The sequence below is a fragment of the Polaromonas jejuensis NBRC 106434 genome (assembly GCF_001598235.1).
GTDB classification, from domain to species: Bacteria; Pseudomonadota; Gammaproteobacteria; order Burkholderiales; family Burkholderiaceae_C; genus Polaromonas; species Polaromonas jejuensis.
On the sequence record NZ_BCYO01000007.1, the window covers coordinates 76,777 to 93,692 of the forward strand.

Below are 16,916 nucleotides of genomic sequence, written 5' to 3' on the forward strand. Positions count from 1 at the left end.
CAACACCACAGGTCACCCATGAATTACGAACAAGCCCGATTCAACATGATTGAGCAGCAAATCCGCCCCTGGGAAGTGCTGGACAACCAGGTCCTTTCACTGCTGGCCGTGGTCAAGCGTGAGGATTTTGTGCCCCTGGCCCACAAGGCGTTGGCCTTTGTGGACATGGAAATCCCCCTGCCGCCGCAGCAAAACCCCAGCCAGTGCATGCTCGCACCCCGGGTCGAAGCCCGCATCCTGCAGGACCTGGCGGTGCAAAAGCACGAGAAAGTGCTGGAAATCGGCGCGGGCTCCGGCTACATGGCCGCCCTGCTGGCGCACCGCGCGCAGCAGGTGATCACCCTCGAAATCGACCCCACGCTGGCCCAGATCGCCCGTGACAACCTGCAAAAGGCCGGCATTCACAACGCGGAAGTCCGCACCGGCGACGGCGCCGCCAAGCTGGCGCAGGCGGTTTCCGGCAGCGATCCGCTGCGTGGCCCGTTTGACGTGATCGTGCTCAGCGGCTCGGTCGCCGAAGTCCCCGCTTCGCTGCTGTCGCTGCTCAAGGTCGGTGGCCGTTTGAGCGCCATCGTCGGTGTTGAGCCGGTGATGCGCTCCACCCTGGTCACGCGCGTGGGCGAGGACGCCTGGCGCACGACCGAGGCCTGGGACACCGTGGCTCCGCGCCTGCTCAATTTCCCTGAGCCCTCGAAATTCAGTTTCTGAACCGGCCCCACCGATTCCGCCGCCTCAAGCTACCGCCCTGAAAGAGTGATCTGATGATTTCCCAATTGAGTCCCTCCGATTTTGCCGCCTGGCGTGACAAGGCCATGGCCGGCGCTGCGTCCCATGCCCTGCCCGTGGTGCTGGATGTGCGCGAGCCCTGGGAATTGCAGACCGCCTCGGTCAGGGCTGAGGGCTTCACGCTGGTGCACATTCCCATGCGCGAGATTCCGGCCCGCTTGGCCGAGCTGCAGCAGTTGCACGGCGCCGACCACCCGATTGCCTGCCTGTGCCACCACGGCATGCGCAGCCTGCAGGTCGCCAACTACCTGGCGCAAAGCGGCTTCAGCGAAGTCGTCAACCTGCAGGGCGGCATTGACGCCTGGTCGCAGCAGGTGGACCCCTTGGTGCCCCTGTATTGATGCCTTGCCCATGTCTTATTGATGTGGTGCAGCGCTTTGCCCCCCGCCTGAGCCTGCGCTGCTGACGCGTCAACTTGCCGATTCAATCATTTCCCAGGACCTTTATGACGATGCCCAAGAAACTGCCAACGCCGCTACCCCTGTCGATGGCGATCGCGTCGGTGCTGATGGCAGTGGCGCCGCTGGCGCGCGCCCAGAGCCTGGTGGAACTGTATGAATCGGCCCGTGCCTTTGACGCCACCTACCAGTCGGCCAAGCTGCAATACGACGCCAACCTCGCCAGAGCCGACCAGGCCAGGGCCGGCATCCTGCCCTCGGCCGGCCTGTCGGCAGGCGCGTCACGCATCGGGGTGGACAACACCAACCCGGCGATCAACAGCAGCTTCAACACGCAAAATGCCACGCTGACCGCCTCGCAACCGCTGTACCGGCCCGCCAACTGGGCTACCTATGAGCAGGGATTCAAGCAGGTCGATCTGGCCAAGGCCCAGCTGGAAGCCGCCGAACAGGACCTGATCGTGCGCACCAGCCAGGCCTACTTTGACGTACTGGCCGCGCAGGACACGCTGACCTTTGTCAGCGCGCAAAAAGAGGCCGTGGCCGAGCAGCTGGCTTCGGCCAAGCGCAATTTCGAAGTCGGCACCGCCACCATCACCGACACCCGTGAGGCGCAGGCCCGTTACGACCTGGTGATTGCCCAGGAAATCGCGGCCGAGAACGACTTGCGCGTCAAGAAAATTGCCCTCGACCAGCTGGTCGGCAAAACCGAATCGCAGCCCAAGGCCTTGCTGGCCCCGGTGAATTTGCCGCCCGTGGTGCCGGCCGATGTCAACACCTGGGTGCAGCAGTCCGAAGCCATGCATCCGAGCATTCGCCAGGCCCGGAGCAACGTGGAGATCGCCGAGCTGGAGGTAAAAAAGGCCGAAGCCGGCTACAAGCCCACGCTGGACGCCACCGCCAGCTACAACGTCACGCGCAACCCCACGAATACGGCGCAAAACGGCATCTCCTCGCGCGCCAACACCAGCAACGTCGGCTTGCTGCTCAATGTTCCGCTGTTCGCGGGTTTTTCCGTACAAAACCGCATCCGGGAAACACTCTCGCTCAAGGACAAGGCGCAGACCGACCTGGAAGGCGCACGGCGCAGCGTGGCCCAGGGCACCCGCACCGCCTACTTCGGCGTGCTGTCGGGCCAGGGCCAGGTCAAGGCACTGGAAGCGGCCGAGCTGTCGAGCCAGAGCGCGCTCGACGCCAACAAGCTGGGCTACCAGGTCGGCGTGCGCATCAACATCGATGTGCTCAACTCGCAAAGCCAGCTCTATCAGACCAAGCGCGATCTGGCGCAGGCGCGCTACAACGTGCTGCTGGGCGACCTGCGTTTGCGCCAGGCCAACGGCACGCTGACACCCGACAACCTGCAACCCATCAACGCGCTGCTGGCCCCCTGACCGCCCACGCCAAGGCCCTTGCAATCCATGCGCATGCTGCCCGCAGACCTGAGCCATCCGCCGATTGAGGCCGAGCCGGTGAAGCATGCCCCGGTGCACATACCCACAGGCCCCAGCTTCGAAGTGGTGGAAGAAACCACCTGGGAGGCGCTGAAAGCCTCGGGCCGCCAGTGGCCGTTCTCGCGCCCCGTGCTGGTCAAGGGCGGCGTCAAGCACTGGCCTGCCGCCAGGATCTGGTCCTTCGAGCACCTGGCCGGCATTTGCGAAGGCAGCGGCTCCGAGGCGCCCGTCAAGTTCACCGACGGACTGGTCGAGCAGGGCGTGACCAAGGGCCGGCCCTTTCTGCCGGTGGCACCCTACCTGCGCGAATTGGGCAAGGCCGCGCAAAAAGAACCCCACCCCGCCGCCGGACTGTTACCCAAGGCCCGGCTCGAAGAACTGCGCCAGTGCCCACCCGGTGAACGCTTTCACCTGAACTGGGCGCACATGCAGTCCTTTCGCCCCACCACGCTCTATCTGGCGCAATGGGACATCCTGCAGAAATTTCCCAAGCTGCGCGAAGACCTGCTCATCAAGAGCCTGTGGCCAGGCCAGCGCATGACCTGGGAATACGTGTTCATGGGCCCGGCCAACACCGTGACCGGCCTGCACAACGACTTCCCGCACAACTGGTTTTGCCAGATCGCCGGCACCAAGGAGTTTTTGCTGTTTCCGCCCGAGCAAAGCCCCCACATGTGCCCCGCCAAGAAATACGACTGGGGCGCCACGCTCAGCGACATCAACGTGTCGCGCCTGCCCGAGCAGCCCAAAGAACTCGCCAGCTTTGAAAAGGCCCACGGCCTCTACGCGCGCGTCGAAGCGGGCGACGCCCTGTTCGTGCCCAAGCGCACCTGGCATTCGGTGGTGTCAGTGGAGCCATCGATCAGCCTGGGCATGTTCGGCCTCACGCCCTGGGAAGTCGCCACCGGCGGCGCCTGGGCCACCTTGCGCGACTGGGCGCACCATTTGCATTGGTACGCCTGGGGCAATTGCACCTGCCATCAGGTGTTGGGCAAGGGCTAGGAGTCTGCGCAGCGGTCGAATTGGAGTGCCGGCACAAGCCCTTCCAGAAATTTTCGATACTTGCTACAAGGTTCCGTAACTGTGCAGGCCCGAGAGAAACATATTGACGCCCAGGAAGGCAAAGCTGGTCACCGCCAGGCCCACCAGGGCCCACCAGGCAGCGAAAGTGCCGCGCAGGCCCTTCATGAGCCGCATGTGCAGCCAGGCGGCATAGTTGAGCCAGACGATCAAGGCCCAGGTCTCCTTCGGGTCCCAGCTCCAGTAGCCACCCCAGGCCTCCGCGGCCCACAGTGCGCCGAGCACGGTCGCAATCGTGAAAAAGGCAAAACCGACGGTGATCGCCTTGTACATCACATCATCAAGTACCTCCAGGCTGGGAAGACGCGAAGCAATATGCCGGCGGCCCAGCAAAAAGCCGGTGGCAATCAGCCCCGACACCAGCAGATAGCCCACCCAATAGCTGCTGCCGCCTGCATCAGCGGGCGATTTGCGAAACACAATCGGCACAAAACACAGCACCACGCCCAGCAGCCAGATCGGCGTGAGTTTGTACCAGCGGGTTTCGCCAGCCTGCTGCTTGATCAGGTAGGACAAGGCCACCATGGCCGACAGCGAAAACATGCTGTAGCCTATGAAATTGGCCGGCACATGCAGCTTCATCCACCAGCTTTTGAGGGCCGGCACCAGCGGCTGGATTTCATGCGCCTCACGAATGACCGTGTACCAGAGCAAAAAGCCGACGGCGGCACTGACCACCAGCATCACGAAGGCGCCCAGCGCACGGGTCTTGTACTGCGATTCAAAGTAGAGATAGAACGTCGCAGTCATCCAGCAAAACAGTACGAACACCTCGTACAGGTTGCTGACCGGGATATGGCCCACGTCGGCGCCAATCAGATAGCTTTCGTACCAGCGCACCAGCGTGCCGATCAGTGCCATGCCGACGGCCGCCCAGGCGATCTTGGAGCCCAGCGATTCCAGCGTCGCGCTATGGCTTGAAGCGCCGCTGACCGGCTTATTCCCGGCGAACATGCCCAGCCAGTAAAAAATCGTGCTCATGAAAAACAGCATGCTCATCCACAGGATGGCCGACTGGCTGGACAGGAAATACTTGAGCCAGAACACCTGCTCGGAGCGCGCCAGCTCGCCCTGGTAAGACCAGATGCCGAGCAAGGCGAAAACGGTGACAACCAGCATCAGCACCCGCAGAGCCCGCCAGAACCAGCCCATGGCAATCGCCGCAGGAATGGCTGCCAGCAGGATGCCCTTTTCGTATACATCCATGAACTCGCCATAAGCGGCCAGGGCATAAAGACCGCCCGCCATGACGAGCGCAGCAAACCCCCAGTCCAGCGCGTTGCGCCGGGCGAAATAGCCCTGGTTCAGGCTTAGCGTGGTGTTGCGCCCTGCCGCCGGGCTTGTGATGTTGGCAGCCCGGGTAGTGATCATTGTCGTTTTCATAAAAGCACCTGCAGCAGTTTCGTTTTCAGGCTCTCAAGCTCTTTATTCCCGTCCATGGCCTTACGGTGGGCGGACAAGGCCATGGCGGCGTGGTGTTAAAAAAAAGGTGCAGCGTGCAAAGCACGCTGCACCTTTAACTCCCTAGTGCCGGGGGATCGCTGGGGATGGGTCGTGTGGGTCCAGGTTCAGGAACGGTTGCAGCGGGTCAGGCCGGCCGTTGGACCCCACAGCGGGAAGATGAATATCCAAATCATTTCCGTCCGCGTCTGCGCCGTTGTGGATGAGCAAGGAAGGATGATCGAAGGGTTTCCTCTCGAACCTCACCCGTTCATCGGTCAGGGAAAGCAGGAAGTCCACCAAATCATTCTTTTGCTGGCTGCTCAAATTCAAGGGCCTTATTTGCGAGTCCGTGAATTTGCCGGGGAAATTTCCGCCGCGGTCGTAGAAGTCGACGACATCGCGCAGCGTGGCGGCGGACCCATTATGGAAGTACGGTCCGGTCAACTCCACATTGCGCAGGTGAGGCGTCTTGAACATGCCGCGGTTCGGATTGAGAACATCCCCGACATCGCCACCTTCGCCGACTGGCCGCACTGCGGTATTGATGAAGCCGGTGGAGGGATTGAACGGTACTTCACCCAGCACGGAATTCACCGATGCCTTGGTCAACTCCGCGCCTTTGTGGCATTGAATGCATCGCCCCTGGCCGGTAAACACCTGCATGCCGCGTTGTTGGGCCGGAGTCAGGAAGCCGTTGTCAAACGGTGTTTCGCTTGCGATCAAGGTGGCTTCATACAGCTGAATCGCCAGTCCCCAGAACAGCGGGAAATTTGCCTCCTTGACTGTGTACGAATTCGGACAGCCACTAGGCTCGGTGGCTAATACCGCCTTGTTGCCATCCACGCAAAGGTTGGATTGCCACCACTGATTTTGAAAGGCGTCCTCAACCATTTGGGGGTACCGGCTGGTCAAACCCAGCCCGCTTGCGCTGGCCAATCCTCCCAGGACGCTGTCATTGCTGGCCACCTTTTGCTGGGCCAGCGGCGTACTCACCACGCGCAGCATTTTTTTGCCAAGTTGTGAAAAGGTACGACCATTAAAGGACATTTCGACATTGTTATTGGCCGGCCCGACGGCTTGCGAAGCGGCACTGGCGTTGGCGATGCTGATCCGCACCAACTCAGGCACGCCGTCACTTCTCACCCGCAATACGCGTGCGTTGGGGTCGGAGTCGCCGCCTGGGTTGACGCCATTAAAGGTTTCACGCGCGCGCCCATCCCAGAAGAAGCGGAAGTTGTAGATCGCGTTGACCACCGAAGGCGCATTTTTGCCGGTTACCTGCCGTACATTGACATGGTTGCCGATAAAGAAAGTGCCATCGGGAACCGAGGTGCCAATGTCTGCGAGGAAATCGGCAGTCGCCAGTGCAGCAAGGCCGGTAAAGTCCGTCTTTTTAACACCCGCCGAGCCAGCCACAAGGCTTGTCGTGATCGGGAACATGGCCGGCGTCGCCAGGGTGTTGGCGACCCAAGGTGGCACTGGCAGGCCATGCGGATTGAAGATATTCTGGGTCCGGGTATCCGCACCCGCGGCGAAGTGGCAACTGGCGCAAGACTGCCTGCCATCGCCGCCGGTCTGCATGTCCCAGAAGAGCGCCTTGCCCAGTTTGATGGCGGCATCCTTGTTCTTCACATAGGTCGCCAGATCCGCCGGTTCCGGGGCTCTTACCGTCCTGAGCGACGCCAACCCGCCTCCCAAACCGCCTCCGCCTCCTCCTCCGCCTCCTCCACCGCCCCCACCTTTGGCTAAGACGATAGGCGACTGGATTGCAATGAATGCCGTGCTGCCGACTATGAGCGACGACACAACTCCATACAAAATACTGTGTTTCATTTCGTCCTCCTAAATGTCTAGATGGATATCAAAAGTTGAGATCACCTATGTCATTTGATTTGGACTTTAGATATCGCATTACCCCACCGGTTTACCCTGCTAACAGTCAACTTTTACTTGTGACTTTTAGTTAGTCTAGGTATCTATTGATTGGCGGGGAAGTGCCTTGGAGGTGGTTTCGGCAAAGGTAGTAGCGCCCATACCGCAATGTATGGAAGACCCTATGAAACCAGGCTTGCGTTTGCCGCGCAGGGACTCTGACCGGCGCCCTAACGGTCCTTCCGGCGTCAAGCTCGAGAAGTCCTGCGAGCCATCAATCAGCGACAACACGCCTCACAGAACGCCCCACACCGCGGGGCGGGAATCCTGCTTCTTGGCCAGCAGCACTTAGGGCCTGTCCATCCACAGGCCATCTTGTTGGCAATGGCGACGACCCCTAGCTAGCCAGGCAGACACCTTACAAATAGAGATAGAAATGGCCCTTGCCTGGCAACCACTTGATGACAGCCTCCTTAGACTGCGTCACCGCCCGCGAGCGACCTGGAGGTCCAAAATAGCCTCAGGTTCCTGCGAATCCTGCATCGTTGGGTGATCCAATCCCTGGCGCAAACGATTCATGTCCAGGTCCCCGGTCCATTTGGCCACCACCAGCGTTGCCACGCCGTTGCCCACCAGGTTGGTCAGCGCCCGCGCCTCGGACATAAAGCGGTCAATCCCAAGAATCAGCGCCAGGCCCGCCACCGGCACGCCCCCCACTGCGGACAAGGTGGCCGCCAGCACAATGAACCCGCTGCCTGTGACACCTGCTGCGCCCTTGGATGTCAGCAGCAGCACCGCCAGCAGGGTCAACTGCTGCGTCAGCGTCATCGGCGTGTCCGTGGCCTGGGCGATGAAAACCGCCGCCATGGTCAGGTAAATCGAGGTGCCGTCCAGGTTGAAGGAATAACCGGTGGGAATCACCAGCCCGACCACCGATTTGCGCGCTCCCAGGTTTTCCATCTTTTCCATCATGCGTGGCAACACCGATTCTGATGACGAGGTGCCCAGCACGATCAGCAGTTCTTCCTTGATGTAGCGAACAAACTTGAACACGCTGAAACCGTGCAGACGGCTCACGATGCCCAGTACCACGAACACAAAGATCAGGCAGGTCAGGTAGAACGCGCCCATGAGCTTGCCCAGCGAAAACAGCGAGCCCAGCCCGTATTTGCCGATGGTGAACGCCATCGCGCCGAAGGCACCAATCGGAGCGACCTTCATGATGATGCCGACGATGTCGAACAACACATGGGAAAACTTCTCGATGAAGTCAAACACCATGGTGCCGCGCCCACCGAACCTGTGCAGCGCAAAGCCAAACAAAACGGAGAACAGCAGAACCTGCAGAATCTCGCCCTTGGCAAATGCGTCCACCACCGAGGAGGGAATCACGTTGATCAGAAAATCCACCGTGCCCTGCATCTTGCCCGGCGCCGTGTAGGCGGCAATTCCCTTGGTGTCCAGTGACGTCGGATCCACATGCATTCCCGTGCCAGGCTGCAATACGTTCACGACGATCAGTCCAATGACCAGCGCCAGTGTGGAGACAACTTCAAAATAAAGCAGCGCCAGGCCACCGGTCTTGCCCACCTTTTTCATGTCTTCCATGCCGGCAATGCCGATCACGACGGTACAGAAAATGATCGGTGCGATGATCATTTTGATCAGCTTGATAAAACCATCGCCCAAAGGTTTCATTTGGGCCCCCAGTTCAGGGGAGAAGTGGCCGAGCAGCACGCCGATGGCGACGGCAAACAGGACCTGGACATAAAGTGACTTGTAAAGCGGCTTGCGCACGGGCGTCTTCGACATGGCTATGGCCTTGAATGGGGTGGAAAATGAAAGCGGGTCATGCCCGTTCATCCGGGGCACAACCAGCCAGCATCCCGCGGGGCGGGAAAGCTGTGAATGGTAGGCACCCATCACCCACTCGCCAACTGTGGCGTTCAACAGTCGGGTTTACCCTAGATCCCGAGACAAACAGTCGCGTTGCACCTGGCTCAACAGGTTCGCCCCCACCCGGCGTTGAAAGCTGTCATACACCGGTTGCACGGCGCGGCGCATGGCATCCCGCTGCGCGCTTGATAGCGCATGGACGCGAACGCCGGAGGATTCCCGCAGCGTTGCCAGGGCCTGCTGGTTCATTTGGGCCGACAGGCGATTGCCTTCCTCCAGCGCATCGTTCAGGGCCGAGGTCAAAATACCTCGGTCGGTTTCATCCAGACTGGCCCAGAAACGGGGATTGGACACCACCGCATAACCCAGATAGCCATGGCTGGTCAGCGTCACGGAGCGCTGGACAGAAGCCAGCCCCTGCGTCAGGAAATTGGACAGCGGGTTTTCTGCGCCATCGACCACCCCCGTCGCTAAAGCGCGTTGGGTTTCGTCAAACGGCAACACCACGGGGTGCGCGCCCAGCGAGCGCATTTGAGCCGTCAGCACGCGTGAGGCCTGTATGCGTATGCGAAGCCCCTTGAAATCCTGCACATTCTGGATGGGTTTGCCTGCGCTCATCTGTTTGAAACCATTGTCCAGAAAACCCAGTCCCACCATTTGCTGGCGTAACAGGCGCTGCAATAATTGCCGGCCTATCGGGCCCCGAGTCACACACCGCACCTGCTCCAGATCATGGAATAAAAATGGCAGGTCAAAGACCTCGAATTCCGAGACGCCCACCGTGCCGAACTTGGACAGCGAGGGGGCCAGCATCTCGACGGCCCCCAACTGCAGGGCCTCCATCTCATCGTCATCACCATAAAGCTGCGAATCCGGATAAACCTCTACCCGTATGCGCCCGCCGGAGCGCTGCTCCACCAGCTTCTTGAAGCGCGAGGCCATCTGCCCCTTGGGCGTATCTTGCGCCACCACATGCGAGAAGCGGACCAGCACCTCTGCCTGCGCAGCTTGAACCGGCCCAGCCTGCCACATGCAGGCGCCCAATCCTGCGCAACAGAGCCACGCCAGTCGTCCCCAGTTGATCCACTTCAAGCCATGCATGTCCGCTATGCTACCCAAAAGCCCCCATCACAATGACAGAGCCAACCATCGACTTCGCGATCCTCGACCTGGACACCCGCCAGTTGTCGATCTTGAACCGTCGTGCCATGACCTGGCTGGTTGGCATGCTGCTGCTGGTCACAGTGTCCATTGTGTTGCTCGCGCTGTTCCTGCGCACGGTGGAGACGGAAGAAGAAGACCGCCGCCGCACCGCCGATGCCCAATGGCTGGACCAGACCCTGCACTTTCACTTCCGCCGCCTTGAGCGGGATCTGGGTGTGTTGGCGCTGCAGGCACAGCGCAGTGAGGCTTCGGCGCCCCATGCGCTGTCGGGAGGACAGCTCTGGAAAAGCGCGGACGTGATTGCCTACCACGACTGGCTGGCGGTAGACCGGCAGCCCACAGTGGCCACCTGGCCCCTGTTTCTGCAGGCCGCCGCGCAACACCCCGACAATGCTGAAGCGCTTTCGGCCATGCTGAAGACCACCCGGGGACTCCAGCGCGCGGCTTATGCCGGCCCATTGCTGCAGGCCGACGGCACCCCGGGGCAGATGCTTTGGCTTGCCGTTCCAATGTTTGAGAGGGACCGTTTTATCGGCGATTACGTTGCCGCCATCCGGTTCGACCGGGTTCTTGCCAGTGTTGTCCCGTCATGGTTTTTCAAGGACCACGCATTGGCCTTGGACACGGAAGCCGCTCCTCTCGCATCGGCGGAGTCTGACAACCCATTGCCTTACTTCGCGCCCATCAACCTGCCTGGCGCCCCATTGAGGTTGCGGGTTGCCCCCCTGAACAGCCAGCCGGCCCTGGCACCGCGTATTTTTTTCGGAGTCGCCCTGATATGCCTGGCGGCCATGTTGGTGGCGCTTTATTTTTTGCGCCGCGACACCGCTCGCCGTCAGCGGGCCGAATCGCAACTGCAAACCCAGATGGCGCTGCGCACCGCCATGGAACGCTCAATCACGCTGGGCCTGCGAGCCTGGGACCAGAACGGGCGTCTGCTCTACGCCAACCAGACATTTTGCCGAATGGTGGGTTTGACGCCGCAGAACATTCTGGGCCAAACAGAAGGTATGCCCTACTGGCCCGCCGAACAGGGCGATGAGTTCCAACTGCTTAAGCAAAGCCTGACCCTGCCCATGGAGCAACAGGTTGGCGTGGAGATGCAATTGCGCCACCGCGAAGGCCATAGGCTGGATGTGCTGGCGCATGGCGCGCCGTTGACACTGGTGGATGGCAGGGTGATTGGGTGGATGGGGTCGGTACTGGATATCACGGAACGCAAACGCACCGAGCGACTGGCCTCACGCCGGCAAGAAATACTCGAAGCGTCCGGCCGCCTGATTGCCGTCGGCGAGGTGGCATCCACCCTGGCGCACGAGCTCAATCAGCCCTTGGGTGCGCTCAGCAGCTTTGCAAACGGCCTGCTGAACCGGATGCGGGAGGGTCGCATGACGCTGGCGGATGTCGCGCCGGTGGTTGAGCGGATGGAACGCCTGGCCGAAAAGGCGGGTCGCGTGATCCAGCGCGTCAACGCCTTCGCCCGGCGGCAGGAAATGAGCTGCCAACCCCTGGAACTCATCCAATTCATCACGCGCGTAGTCGGCAATGTGCCTTTACCCGACGGGTTGAAGCTGGAGATGCGTCTACCGGACAATGAGGTCACCCTGCCCGCCGATGTGCTGCTCCTCGAACACGCACTTCACAACGTGGTACTCAACGCCACGGAGTGGGCCATCCACGGCGATCAGGCCCCGGCATTCGTGCGGATAAGCCTGGAACAGACCGGGACCATGGCGGGCATCCGGGTGGAAGACAGCGGGCCGGGCGTGCCCCAAGAGCAGCGCAACAGTATTTTTGACGCTTTTGCCAGCGAAAAAGCCGGGGGCATGGGCATGGGGCTGTCGATATGCCGCTCCATCATTGAGGCGCACCACGGCCGGATCGACGTCGAGCGCAGCGCCGAGCTGAACGGGGCACAATTTACGCTGTGGCTGCCATTGAACCCATGAACCCCACCGTACACATCGTCGACGACGATGCCGACTTTCGCGACGGCCTGGCCTGGCTGCTGGATTCGCGCGGGCTTCCGACGCGCTGCTGGAGCGGTGGCGACATGTTTTTGCAGTCCCTGCGCCCGGGCAGTGAGATGTGGGAATGCTGCGTGGTGTTACTGGACATCCGCATGGAACCGCTGTCCGGCCTGGCCACGTTTGAACGGCTCAAGGCCATGGGTTGGCCCTGGCCGGTGCTCTTTCTGACCGGCCACGGCGAAATGAGCATGGCCGTGGCGGCGGTCAAGAACGGGGCCTGGGACTTCCTGGAGAAGCCCTTTCAGAACAACCTGCTGGTGGACAAGGTTGAAGCCGCCCGCCAGGCAGCGCTCGCCCTGCAGGCCGACTCGCAGGAGCGCCTGCTGTTTCAGCAGGCCTTGGCTGCGCTCAGTGCGCGAGAGCGGGAGGTCCTGGACCAACTATTGCAAGGACACTACAACAAGAACATTGCCGAACATCTGGGCATCACCCAGCGCACGGTGGAGTACCACCGGGCCAATATCTTTGAAAAACTGCAGGTGAATTCGGCGGTCGAGCTGGCCCATCGCATGGGCCGCTTCGCACAACCACCTCCGGGCTGAGCCGGGTATTTTTTCTGCGCGGTGGCGCGTCATTCCCGCTTGACAAGACGGTTGGCGCTATTTTGAAGCGGCGCCATTGGGTGATTTGTTAACCAGTGAGCGGACGTCCTATATTGGCCAAAAGAAGCGGACATTGCACATGAATCCTTGGGTTGTTTACTGTGACGGCAGCGCCGTGCCCAACCCCGGTCGTATCGGCCTTGGAGCGGTGTTTACCGAGCCTGATGGCACGCGCCATACGCTTTCGCAAGCGGCGCATGAGAACGGCTGCAACAATGAAGCGGAGCTAAGAGCTCTGCTGGCGACTCTTCGGGAACTGAAGTTGCGTGGTGCGGGCACGCTTCTCATACATTGCGACAACAGTGTCGTTGTCGAACAGGTCGGCGGCGCTGCAGCAAAGCCGATTGCCCGGCTGGCCTCCCTGTTTGATGAAGCGCGAGCGCTGCTCAATTCGTTCGACCAAGCAAACCTGGTGTGGATACCGCGCCATCGCAACAGCGAAGCTGATGCACTCGCTCGTGCCGCATTAGGGATTGCTGAAAAACGCGTTGTCAAAACATCCAGGAAGCGGCGTTAGTTCCAGACGAGCTGAGGCTACAGCCGGCCAGAACCGGACGTCCAAAAATCCGCCCGCTGGCGGCCGTTCACCCTGCTTTGCGAATATCCAAACTATTGCGACTAACTGAATCAGTTGGCAATCGACAGGCGCTCAACTCAGGTCTGAGGTGAATTGGCCCGGGCAAGCGATGGCACTTGGCCGATTTCTGATTGACGTCTCACCAAAGCGCCGAGTCCCGCATATCCATCAACCGCCTGCGCTGCCGATTGCGCAACCATATTCCCACGACCCAAGCGAACACAATAACGCCGAGTCCTGCACCCGCCATGACCCCGGTCAACACCCAATTGCCAATCGCGCCGGACGCCCACAGTGCCACTGCCCCCAGCGCGGCAACCAATACCATAATTCCGATTGCGAGTCTCATCCTTGAACGTTCCCTCTGCATTTCACTGATGAACATGATAGTCGGACCTGCGCCTTTCCACCCAAACCCAGGCACCGGCCACTTGAGACAAACGCCCCACTCATCCATGCCGGTCAATCGATGGCTCATTTTTCGGCGGTGAGGCACGTGAGCATACAGCGCCGTACGTAAGTCACATTAATTGACAGGTTTGCGATTCTCCCTCAATCAAAATATGGCTGCGTGCCGATTTTTGCTGTCCGTAACCGGGTCTACCATATTGTTGAATTCCCAAGGAGAATGCCCATGTCCAGACACCTTGACAACCTGAAGGGACTTTTCTGCAAGCTGCAGGTCCGCTACGGAGACCATGATGAGATGGTCTTGAATGTAAAGCACGAACTTGATTCCCGGGAGGGCGTTGAGTCAGGATATCAGCACGGGCCCATCCCGTACCGTGATGGCCTACCGGGCAATGCCGCCCAGCGCCGTCGGGACGTTGCTTCACGACACACACCTCGGTCAACAAGTCCCTATTAGCAGACTCAAGGTTGCAAAAGAATCGTGCGCGGTTGGCCAACGGTAGCAGGGTACGTCAATCGCTACGCGATTCAACCACGATGGAATTCTGTTTGACAAAGGTGGGGAAGCCCTTGTAGTAGAGCTAAGTAGCAGGACCCGGCTTGCCGGGGACTGTCCCGCTTGAGCGCCGGGAATCCATACGCTCTATCCATCCTACGCTGGCATGGTAGTTCCCAACTTGGCGGCTAATGCCAGCACAACCAACAGCACCACCGCCTCAACCAGCAACACCAGCCTAAACCCCTTGGCACCGACCACCTGATCACGATCCAGCCGCGCCAACCAATACCAGCGATTTCGCGCCCCTAGTCCGGCAGCAATCGCAACAGCACAAAGTTTCGCCAGCAATATCCAGACATAGGCAGAACCCCAGGGATTGCTGACATGTCCAAGCGTCCGTACCGCATTAAACAGCCCGCTACCGACCACCACGAGCAGCGCCAGCGTTGCCACTTCCGATAGGCGATGTGCCAATGCACTGCGCTGCTGCAGCTGCCAGTTGGACCAGTCAGACGTCAGCAGTAGGCAGATCCCGACTGATCCAGCCCAGGCTGTCGCTGCCAGCACATGTGCCGTGTGGATCAATACAGAAAAGCTGACGAAGCCCTGATCTGCCGCGTGCCCGGTCGCCGCCCTTGCCAGCGCGAATCCCATCAGGCCAACCACGAACAAGCCATCTCGTATTTGCCATGCAGAGCTGACAGTCGCCACCATCAGCATGATCCAGGCAGTCAACGCAACCCAGATCATGGCGCCAAAATGTGACTGCGTGAGTACCAGCCAGAGTGCGGCGGGCAGGCCGGTGATACGGGTTTCGGTCATGGCAACGGTGCCGGCGCACAGGTAGGCTGCGAGTCCGATGCCGAGCAGTACACAAGCCCGGCGGGCCATGCCGGCGAGTCGCACTGAGGAGGCTGTCGACGACACTGCAGTTTGCAGCATCGCGACGCCGACGGCCGCTGCCAGCGCCATATTCAGCCATCCCGCAAATAGCGCTTGCATCCAGCCGGCGACCAGATCCATCACTTCACCGTGAATTTATAGCTCCCCCGAGTACGGTGACCATCATCTGCGACCGCGACCCATTTCACTTGATATGCGCCGGCTGGCAGGGTTGGTAGCGCTACACGCATGGTCTTGTGAGTGGTGGAGTCGACCAAGGCTTTGGCGCTGTTGACCTGCTTGCCCCGAGCATCGATGACGATCAGACTGCTGAACGCCGGTTCGAGCGCTTCGTTGTACGTGATGCGGACTTCTTGCGGCGCACTGACGACCGCACCTGCGACGGGAGACTGGGTTTCAGGATGTGCATGCGCCCAGGCCTGACCGATGCTGCCCAGGCACAGCGCGCTGACGACTGCGAACCGGCGAAAAAAGGCACGGATGGCAGAGCAGTGAAAAGAAGAGTTTTGCATGACTAGGGCTTAAAAAAAAAAAGCGTTTGCCGATGGATTTTGGGAAATGTCATCGAAAAAGAAGTGAGATTGCAGCCGCACGCCAATACTATGACCGCTTGCCCAAATTCTGTCCTAGGTTTGAACGTCCGTTCCTGGCCGGCAGTTGCACTTCTCCGGCCGAGGCTGAAAGTCCACTTAGCTGCAATGCTGTCCATCAAGGGATTGGCGTCGTTCGGCCGCAAAAGACTGACTGCGGCCGTAGAGCATTACGAAGTGGTAGCTCCATACCGGACATTGATGTCGGCATGTTGATCGTCGGCAATGTAGCGACGAATTCGCCGATAGGAGCACCGGCCATCGACCAAAAGCTGACGCTCAGCGACCGTTACATCCACCATATAAACCGAGAGATGCTATGTATCTATCGCGCTGCTACAGGAGATGATTGGTAAAGAGCGCGGCGGAGTGCGTTGCCCTTGCCGGTCTACCCTGCTGTACCCGTACTCGAATTTTTACCCGGCCAAGTTGCGCCGCTTTGTGGAGGCGCTTCGCGAGGGGCTACCTACGGGCATGGACTTGCCGCCCCGCACGGCGGGATCAGCCTGGGCCGGCGGTGGCAGTTTGCGCCAGCCTTGCGCTTACTACCCGCACAGGCCTTTTTCCACCATCTCCACCAGGCGCTCGCCGATCTGCTGCATCTGCGAGCCTAGGATCGGACCCAGCGGGCCGTCTATGACCAGCATGGCCAGCCCGTGCACCGCCGACCAGGCAAGGAACTCGGCGCCGGGACGGCGCTCAGGCGGCAACACACCGGCGCCCACGAGTTTGTCGAGTGCGGCGCGCAGCAGCTCGAAGGGGTCCAGCCCGCTTTGCCCCTTGCGCTCGGCGTTGGCCTGCATGCCCTGGCCTCTTTCTTTCAAGTCGTCCGAGGGGCCAAAAGCCGTGCGGAACAGCCCACTCTCCGCCTGCGCAAAACGCAGGTAGCTGGCGCCAAGCGCGCGGACGTTGGCGCGGGCAAATTCGGCAGGTGGTAAATCGGGCGGCACGGCGGCCAGCTCGGCCTCCATGGCACGGGCCACGGCCGCCAGCGCGGCGGAGCGAACCGCATAGAGCAAGGCCTGGCGGCTGTCGAAATGCCGATACGCCGCATTGGGCGCCACGCCCGCGCGCCGGGTGGCTTCGCGCAGGACCACCGCCTCGGGCCCGCCGGCGCGGGCCAGCTCCACACCGGCTTCCAGCAGGGCGCGCCGCAGGTCGCCGTGGCGATAGGTGCTGCGGGATGGTGGGGGCTTGGGCGCGCTCGACAGGCT

At 60.7% G+C, this 16,916-nt stretch carries 14 protein-coding genes; 7 read left to right on the plus strand and 7 right to left on the minus strand.

All coding sequences use genetic code 11. From position 1 onward, the window contains the following. Nucleotides 1-18: 18 nt before the first annotated feature. The 4 genes from PJE01S_RS10660 (at nucleotide 19) to PJE01S_RS10675 (ending at nucleotide 3,637) form a co-directional block, all read left to right on the plus strand. The gene (locus PJE01S_RS10660) at nucleotides 19-708 is read left to right on the plus strand and encodes a protein-L-isoaspartate O-methyltransferase family protein (protein ID WP_068833567.1); all 690 of its coding nucleotides are present in this window, start codon (nucleotides 19-21) and stop codon (nucleotides 706-708) included. 53 nt (nucleotides 709-761) lie between these two features. Then, nucleotides 762-1,127, plus strand: a complete 366-nt coding sequence (locus PJE01S_RS10665) for a rhodanese-like domain-containing protein (protein ID WP_068833569.1) — start codon at nucleotides 762-764, stop codon at nucleotides 1,125-1,127. A 104-nt stretch (nucleotides 1,128-1,231) separates the two neighbouring features. Continuing rightward, nucleotides 1,232-2,575: a TolC family outer membrane protein gene (locus PJE01S_RS10670; RefSeq protein WP_068833571.1), complete on the plus strand. Its 1,344-nt coding sequence runs from the start codon at nucleotides 1,232-1,234 to the stop codon at nucleotides 2,573-2,575. A gap of 33 nt (nucleotides 2,576-2,608) precedes the next feature. Continuing rightward, nucleotides 2,609-3,637 (plus strand): cupin-like domain-containing protein, encoded by a 1,029-nt coding sequence (locus tag PJE01S_RS10675; protein WP_068833717.1) that lies wholly within the window; start codon nucleotides 2,609-2,611, stop codon nucleotides 3,635-3,637. Between the two features lie 63 nt (nucleotides 3,638-3,700). Here PJE01S_RS10675 and ccsB read toward each other — a convergent pair whose 3' ends face one another. The 4 genes from ccsB to PJE01S_RS10695 all read right to left on the minus strand — a co-directional run bounded on the left by ccsB (nucleotide 3,701) and on the right by PJE01S_RS10695 (nucleotide 9,958). Continuing rightward, nucleotides 3,701-5,086, minus strand: a complete 1,386-nt coding sequence (gene ccsB, locus PJE01S_RS10680; protein WP_068833573.1) for a c-type cytochrome biogenesis protein CcsB — start codon at nucleotides 5,084-5,086, stop codon at nucleotides 3,701-3,703. 153 nt (nucleotides 5,087-5,239) lie between these two features. Further along, complete coding sequence (locus PJE01S_RS10685) at nucleotides 5,240-6,991, minus strand: cytochrome-c peroxidase (protein ID WP_157090287.1); 1,752 nt, start codon at nucleotides 6,989-6,991, stop codon at nucleotides 5,240-5,242. 522 nt (nucleotides 6,992-7,513) lie between these two features. Then, nucleotides 7,514-8,842, minus strand: a complete 1,329-nt coding sequence (locus PJE01S_RS10690) for a dicarboxylate/amino acid:cation symporter (protein WP_068833718.1) — start codon at nucleotides 8,840-8,842, stop codon at nucleotides 7,514-7,516. Nucleotides 8,843-8,989: 147 nt separating this feature from the next. Next, nucleotides 8,990-9,958 carry a DctP family TRAP transporter solute-binding subunit gene (locus tag PJE01S_RS10695; RefSeq protein WP_068833577.1) on the minus strand — a complete coding sequence of 323 codons (969 nt, stop codon included), beginning with the start codon at nucleotides 9,956-9,958 and terminating at the stop codon, nucleotides 8,990-8,992. A 194-nt stretch (nucleotides 9,959-10,152) separates the two neighbouring features. Here PJE01S_RS10695 and PJE01S_RS10700 point away from each other — a divergent pair, with 194 nt between their 5' ends. The 3 genes from PJE01S_RS10700 (at nucleotide 10,153) to PJE01S_RS24455 (ending at nucleotide 13,239) form a co-directional block, all read left to right on the plus strand. Next, nucleotides 10,153-12,039 carry a sensor histidine kinase gene (locus PJE01S_RS10700; protein ID WP_169804375.1) on the plus strand — a complete coding sequence of 629 codons (1,887 nt, stop codon included), beginning with the start codon at nucleotides 10,153-10,155 and terminating at the stop codon, nucleotides 12,037-12,039. Continuing rightward, nucleotides 12,036-12,662 carry a response regulator transcription factor gene (locus PJE01S_RS10705; protein WP_068833581.1) on the plus strand — a complete coding sequence of 209 codons (627 nt, stop codon included), beginning with the start codon at nucleotides 12,036-12,038 and terminating at the stop codon, nucleotides 12,660-12,662. Before PJE01S_RS10700 ends, PJE01S_RS10705 begins: the two co-directional genes overlap by 4 nt. Before the next feature lie 139 nt (nucleotides 12,663-12,801). Continuing rightward, entirely contained in the window at nucleotides 12,802-13,239 is a 438-nt protein-coding gene (locus PJE01S_RS24455) for a ribonuclease HI family protein (protein WP_174548538.1), read from the plus strand. 1,123 nt (nucleotides 13,240-14,362) lie between these two features. Here PJE01S_RS24455 and PJE01S_RS10720 read toward each other — a convergent pair. The 3 genes from PJE01S_RS10720 to PJE01S_RS10730 form a co-directional block, all read right to left on the minus strand. Continuing rightward, nucleotides 14,363-15,232, minus strand: a complete 870-nt coding sequence (locus PJE01S_RS10720; RefSeq protein WP_068833585.1) for a CopD family protein — start codon at nucleotides 15,230-15,232, stop codon at nucleotides 14,363-14,365. Beyond that, complete coding sequence (copC, locus tag PJE01S_RS10725) at nucleotides 15,232-15,624, minus strand: copper homeostasis periplasmic binding protein CopC (RefSeq protein WP_068833587.1); 393 nt, start codon at nucleotides 15,622-15,624, stop codon at nucleotides 15,232-15,234. The genes PJE01S_RS10720 and copC overlap by 1 nt, the downstream gene beginning before the upstream one ends. Before the next feature lie 623 nt (nucleotides 15,625-16,247). Next, the gene (locus PJE01S_RS10730) at nucleotides 16,248-16,913 is read right to left on the minus strand and encodes a TetR/AcrR family transcriptional regulator (protein WP_068833589.1); all 666 of its coding nucleotides are present in this window, start codon (nucleotides 16,911-16,913) and stop codon (nucleotides 16,248-16,250) included. Nucleotides 16,914-16,916 lie beyond the last annotated feature (3 nt).